Annotated in this window: 4 protein-coding genes and 1 pseudogene; 2 read left to right on the forward strand and 3 right to left on the reverse strand. The window is 69.4% G+C overall.

The genetic code is table 11. From position 1 onward, the window contains the following. Positions 1 to 899 precede the first annotated feature (899 nt). Positions 900 to 2,993, reverse strand: a complete 2,094-nt coding sequence (locus tag Q1N79_RS04305; RefSeq protein WP_300604696.1) for an intein-containing Rv2578c family radical SAM protein — start codon at positions 2,991 to 2,993, stop codon at positions 900 to 902. A 229-nt stretch (positions 2,994 to 3,222) separates the two neighbouring features. On the opposite strand from Q1N79_RS04305, the gene Q1N79_RS04310 reads away from it, so the two are divergent. Then, on the forward strand, positions 3,223 to 3,708 hold the full coding sequence (locus tag Q1N79_RS04310) for a DUF3040 domain-containing protein (RefSeq protein ID WP_300604699.1): 486 nt from the start codon (positions 3,223 to 3,225) through the stop codon (positions 3,706 to 3,708). Between the two features lie 766 nt (positions 3,709 to 4,474). Continuing rightward, on the forward strand, positions 4,475 to 5,947 hold the full coding sequence (locus Q1N79_RS04315) for an MFS transporter (protein ID WP_300604702.1): 1,473 nt from the start codon (positions 4,475 to 4,477) through the stop codon (positions 5,945 to 5,947). Here Q1N79_RS04315 and Q1N79_RS04320 read toward each other — a convergent pair. After that, positions 5,944 to 6,159 (reverse strand): zinc ribbon domain-containing protein, encoded by a 216-nt coding sequence (locus tag Q1N79_RS04320; RefSeq protein ID WP_300604705.1) that lies wholly within the window; start codon positions 6,157 to 6,159, stop codon positions 5,944 to 5,946. The genes Q1N79_RS04315 and Q1N79_RS04320 overlap by 4 nt on opposite strands. 10 nt (positions 6,160 to 6,169) lie before the next feature. Continuing rightward, positions 6,170 to 6,559, reverse strand: a pseudogene (locus Q1N79_RS04325) (hypothetical protein); the annotation flags it as partial.

Genomic DNA, 6,559 nt, shown 5'->3' on the forward strand with positions numbered 1-6,559 from the left:
TAACGTGACATCACGTATATCTAAGGCTCCCTGATGACCCGGATACCCTATTCACCGCGCATTCTTTCGGCGGTGGCCTCCGCCGGCGTGGGATCCGCAATCGCGGTCCGCTTCCCGGCGCTGAATCCGCCAGCCTGGCGAGTTTCCGCTGCTAGCCTTCGTTTTCGTGCGCCTTAGCCCGCCTTAGCCGACCCCGGGCCCCGACTCGCTCCACTGTCATGTCGGGCGGCGCGACGCGATAAGTAGCAAGTTCTCCTATACGGCCCAAAAGGGCTACCCGGCAGTAACGCCCGAAAGGCCGCCCGCGCCGCCGGCGTATATTCTGTGACCGTTCCCATTTGCCTCGTGACCTGCTGCGACTCGCCAGCCGCCACGCCGGCCGCCGCCACCCGCCCGGCTCGCGATTCCCGGCTCCCGTTTCACCCCCCTACCCCCGGCCCACGGTTCCCGTTTCTCCCGGCCCGCCGCACGCCGCGGCCTGTCTTGCTGCCGGGTTGGCGGCGGCGGCCGGGTCCGCCAGGCAACAGGGGACTGACCGCCATAATCCCGGCAAATCGGACCCAGGGCTCTGTCTCACGTCTTGGGAAGGTCGCGTCCTGGTAACGCGCCGATCTGCCGCTAGCGGGGGCCGCCCTGGCAGCACTCAGCCGGATGAATGTGACAGTCAGCCGCCTATAACCGGCTCGATGCCACATTCATCCGCCGCGGGCCGGGACATGGCGGCGACCGAGAACCGGGCAGATTATGATATACAGGATAAATCGCTCACGGATGGATGCCGTGAGCGAGGCGAGCAGGCCGTTACGATCACGTGATTCGGGCCAGAGCCGCCCCCGCGCGGCGGACGACGCTCCACGGGCAACCTCCGCGAGCCCCAAGGGTAACAGGAGAGGCTGTCGTTACAGGAGGCTGAGCTGCTCGTGGCCCGCTGGAACCGGCGGCGCCGACGGCGCCGACGGCCGGACGGCGGGGGAGCGGGGCAGCGCCCGCGCCTGGCGCGGGCCGCGGCGGCCGACGCCGTACCGGTCGGCCAGCTCCCGGACCTGGGCGGCGATCCCGGCCTGGTAGTCCTTTGGCGCGTACGCGCCACGCCGGTAGAGCGCGGCGTAGCGGCCCACGAGGTCCGGGTGCGCGCCGCGCAGCCAGCCAAGAAACCACTCCCTGGCGCCCGGCCGCAGGTGCAGCACGATCGGGGTCACATGGCTGGCTCCCGCCTCCGCGATCTGTTTCACGGCCGCGGCGAGCTGGGCGGGAGAGTCCGACAGGTACGGCACGACAGGGCCCATCAGCACCCCGCAGGGCAGCCCGTTGTCGTTGAGCGTGGCGCAGGCCTGCAGGCGCCGTTCAGGAGCCGGCGTGCCCGGCTCGATGGCCCGCCACAGCGACTTGTCGACAAAGGCCGCCGAGACGTTCAGTCCGACGTCGGTCACCTCGGCGGCCTCAAGGAGCAGGTCCAGGTCGCGCAGGATCAGCGTGCCCTTGGTCAGGATCGAGAACGGGTTGGCCGCGTCCCGCAGCGCGGCGATGATCCCGCGCATGAGCTGGTAGCGGCCTTCGGCCCGCTGGTAGCAGTCGACATTCGTGCCCATCGCGATGTGCTCGCCGGTCCAGCCAGGCGAGGCGAGCTTCTTGCGCAGCAGCTCGGGCGCGTTGACCTTGACGACCACCTTGGTGTCGAAGTCCCGCCCGGCGTCCAGGTCCAGGTAGGTGTGCGTATTGCGGGCGAAGCAGTTGTGGCTCACGACGCCGTTCGCGATGAAGTCGCCTGTGCCTGTCGTGATGTCGAACATCGGCAGCTCGATCCCGAGCGGCTCGATCGCAGCCACCCGCAGCCTGGCGTCGCCCTTGAGCGCCGCGCCCTCGATCGACCGCTTCCGCGTGATCGCCGGATCGGTGGCGTGGAAGAACCGCATCACCTCCCGCAGGCCGCCGCGCAGCCTCACCACGGCAAGTCCGTCCGGCCTGTCCGGCGGTTCCAGCACGTGGTCGAAGCCCAGCACGTCCAGCGCGCGCGTGGTCCACGTGATGATCTGCGGATCGGTGCTGGATACTCGCCAGGTACCCCTGCTGTGCGAGCCCTCGGCGTCGAAGATGCCGGCCAGGAAGCCGTGGAACCAGTCCTCGCACGGGCAGGTGGGCCACGCGATCAGGTGCTCGATTGCCCGCACGTTTCCCCGCGACGCGGTCGCGGTCGCCCGGACGGCCCCGCGCGCCTGGCCGGCGAGGGCGAGGTCGGCCTCCGTGGCGAGAATTCCGAACGTGCCCAGGTAGCGGCGGGTGCGGGTCAGCGCCTCTGTATCGGCCAGGGCAAGACCGAACCGGCATGCGTCGCCGCGCGGGCGGCGGCGATGTCCGAGGCTGGCGTCCCCCCCGATCATGCCGCACAGGTAGCCGCGCCGGTACTGGGTGCTGTCCTTGGGCGGGTCGGCGAAGGCGCCGACGCCCATGAGCTTGTTGCTCGGGGTCAGGAACGGACGCTGCTCCGGTCCCTGCCCGGCGCCGGTCACGTGCTTCCAGCCGCGCTCGGTCAGGAACCGATGGTCGGCGCTCGTGACCAGCCGCGTGCCGTCCGCTAGCGTGATCCGGTAGGCGGGCTTGACCGTGGACCAGTGCGCCAGCACCTCCGTGACCGCGTAGCGGCGGCAGGGTCCGTCCTGCACCGTGCCGTAGATCGCATCACCCACGCGAACATCCGCGATCGGTCTAGTGGTTCCATCCCCCATCAGAATCGGTGTTTCACCCCATGCGCAGTAGACGCAAGAATGCTGGCATCCGCGGTACGGGTTGATCGTCCAGCGGAACGGCATCCTGGAGGCCTCGGGGACGCGGCTGACGATCGACTTCGCCTGGATCTCGTAGAACGTCATGCCGCGGAAGCCCGGCGTGTCGAACGTGCGCACCACGGCGCCGCGTTCGAACATCGGCACCTGTCCGCCGTCGTCTGGCGAGGCGGAGCCGGCCACGGCATCGAGTCGCAGGTTGTCCCAGCGCATGGACCTAAGCCTAGAACGACTATTCGATCTTGGCAAACACGTGTTCGGTTCCACGGACACCGCTGGCGCCGTCACTACTCCCTGATGCAAGAGGTGACACAGTCCGTAGCGATGGCTGAGGTGTTGCAAAAAGAGCGGGGAACAAAGTCAGAACGATTGGATAAAGCTGCCTCCGTGGGGGATAGTAAGAGAGTTCCCAGTAGCGCGCGGAACATGGAGGTATGGCGCCATGGCGCTGTCAATGGACGAGCAGCGCATCCTCGCCGAGATCGAGCGGCGGCTTTCGGCCGAGGACCCGGGTCTTGCTGCGCGGCTGTCCTCGTTCCGGCGGCCAGGGCCGCCCGTCAGGCTCCGTTCCACCCGGGGACGGGTCATCGGGTCGCTGTTCACGGTCGCGGTGGTGGCCGTCATCTCGATGATGGTGTACGTCATGGTTCCCTTCCGCGCGCACGCACTCAAACAGTCGACCACCCCCCAGGCGTCAGGCACCCCGGGGATCAGCGCGCCCGCGAAGACCGGGCCGCCAGCGGGCCTCACCAGCGCGCGGGCCACCGTGCCGGCCGGGACGTCCGGCACCGGCCAGGCGACGACGAGGGCCACGACGACCAGCGCGGCGATAACCAAGGCCGCGACTCCCAAGCCGGGCAGCCACCCGGCCGCGCGCAGCGCCAGCCCGACGGCGCCGAGCAGGGCACCGGTCCCCGTCCATACGTAACGAGTCGCGCCAGAGCTGGACCAGGTACCGCTCCACTCCCTCAAGCTTGCGTTTCTCGCGCTGGAACTCATCGCTCAGCGGGTCCTTGTGCTGGGAGAACAGGTCCTCGTACAGCTGCACCACCGCCTCGCGGTGGCGCGCGTACACGCGTACCTCGTAGTCGCCAACCCCGCCGGACAGGCGCAGCCGCGATACGGCGGGCCCCACCGACCCCATGTCGACCGACAGTTGCCCGCGCAAGTACAGCCGCGCCTTGCCCTCCTCATCCCAGGCGTCGGGCAGCAGCGGCTGGCCGTCCCACTCCTCGAGCACCAGCCGGACATCGATATCCTGCTGGAGGCTGCCTACCAATAGCTGCTCGCGGCTGCCGGACACCAGGACGCCGATCGGCGGCAGCGGCCCGCCGGGGGCGTCAGGGTCGACCTCAGGGTCGTGAATGCGGAACATGCGGCGGTCGGGGAAAATGGGCATGACCAGCTGGAGTAGCCTGCGGCTTAGGTATCCCCCCTCGGGCACGCCGCCACCTCACTAATCACGCATGTAACAAAGTTCGCAGCCGGCAATCACGGCACCTGGCACAAATGTAGACCGAGACATCCCGGTGCGAGGGCAGAACTCACGCGGACGACTTCCGTGCTCACTAATGCGTGACCTATTGACTACTAGCCGCACCCATGTAGTGTCATATCCGGATATACCACTCGCCGACCCCCCTAGGCGGTGCGCAATGCATTCGGTTTCCGCTGCCCAAGTGCAACTACAGAACGTGTCTAATCAATCACCATCCGCAGCCATCGGGGGCGGCAAGCGCGCCGTCGTGCTCGCGGTCTGCTGCAGCGCGCTGTTCATGGTCGGCCTGGACAACACGATCGTCAACGTCGGGCTGCCCGCCATCGGCCGCACGCTGCACACCACGGTCGCGGGCCTGCAGTGGACGGTCGCCGGGTACACGATCGTGCTCGCCAGCCTGCTGATGTTCTCCGGCGCGGCCGCCGACCGGATCGGCCGCCGCACGATCTTCCAGGTCGGCCTGTCGCTGTTCACGATGGGCTCCTGGCTGTGCAGCCTGGCGCCGAGCCTCGCCTGGCTCATCGGGTTCCGTGTGCTGCAGGGGGTCGGCGGGTCGATGCTGAACCCGGCGGCGCTTGGCATCATCACGAACACCTTCACCACGCCGTCCGAGCGGGCGAAGGCCATCGGGGTGTGGGACGGGGTGTTCGGCCTGTCGATGGCGCTCGGACCGGTGGCCGGCGGCATCCTCATCAACGTCGGCGGCTGGCGCAGCATCTTCTGGGCGAACATCCCCGTCGGCCTGGCCGCGATCGCGCTGACCGCGCTGTTCGTGCCCGAGTCGCGCGCCGAGCGCGGCCGCCGCGCCGATCCCGTGGGCCAGGTCCTCGTCATCGTGATGCTCGCCGCGCTCGCCTACGCGATCATCCAGGGCCCGGGCTACGGCTGGTTCTCGCCGCAGATCACCGGGTTCTTCGTGCTGTCCCTGACCGCGCTCGGCCTCCTGCTGCGGTACGAGCCCCGCCGCCGCGAGCCGCTCGTCGACTTCCGGCTGTTCCGCAGCGTGCCGTTCAGCGCGGCCAACATGACCGCGGTGTGCGCGATCGCGGCGACCGCCGGGTTCCTCTTCCTCACCACGCTGTACCTGCAGGACGTGCGCGACTTCTCGGCGGCGCGGGCCGGCCTGACGATCTTGCCGATGCCGGTGACGATGGCGCTGTGCGCCCCGCTGTCCGGCCGGATCCTCGCCAGGCGCGGCCCGCGCATCCCGCTGGTGGTCGCCGGCACCGCGCTCACGCTGTCGAGCGCCGCGCTGTCCCGGCTTTCCTTCACGTCGGGCCCGCTGTTCCTGATCGCCACCTACGGCCTGTTCGGCATCGGCGTCGGCATGGTGAGCTCGGCGATCACCAACGGGGTCATGTCGGGCGTGCCCAAGTCCCAGGCCGGCGTCGCGTCCGGGATGAACTCCGCCAGCCGCCAGCTCGGCACCTCACTCGGCGTGGCCATCGTCGGCTCGGTGCTCGCCGCGTCGCTGCGCGGCTCGCTGCACGCGGGGTTCCTCGGCGCCGCGCACGCGAGCTGGTGGGTGATGGCGGGCTGCGGCTACGCCGTGCTGCTGCTCGGCATCATCTCCACGACCGCATGGGCGAAGGCCACGGTCGCGCGGGCAGCCCCGGAGTCCTTACCGGCGCCGTCCCGTGCCGATAACAGCAAGAGGCGGGGCGGCTAACCGCCGCAGCCGCACGCGCCGCCGCAGCAGCCTCCGCCGCCCCCGGCCGGGGTACGGCCGCCCGCCATCCCCCCGACAGCCACCGTGGACAGCAGCTTGACGGTGTCGTCGTGGCCCTGGGGGCAGGTGCACGGCGCCGACGACTCGCTCATCGGCCGGGTCAGCTCGAACGTGTCGCCGCAGGCACGGCAGCGATACTCATAACGTGGCACGGAAGGGATTTTACCCGGTCACCGGCTCATTTTCAGCATCAGGAACGGGCCGTGGCCCCTCTTCCCCGAAAATGAACTGCTTTCCGCGGAACCACGACACGACCGCGCCGAGCAGCGACATCACCGCTGCCGCGGTGAACACGATCATCAGCCCGTGGTGGAACGGCCCCGAGATGAGGTCGGGGAAGAACTGCCGTCCGGTCAGCACCGCGACGTCGCTGCCGGGCAGCGTGTGCAGCAGGCCGGTCGGCGCGAGCAGGTTCCGCACCGGGTTGTAGCCGAGCATCGCGGCGAACACGGTGGACACCGGCGGCAGGTGCGCGATCGAGCTCGCCTGCGCGAGCGGGACGCCACGCGCGGTGAGCCCGGCGGTCAGCGTGCGCGGCAGCGTGTCCGCCAG

Source organism: Trebonia sp. (assembly GCF_030042015.1).
In the GTDB taxonomy this organism is placed as follows: Bacteria; Actinomycetota; Actinomycetes; order Streptosporangiales; family Streptosporangiaceae; genus Trebonia.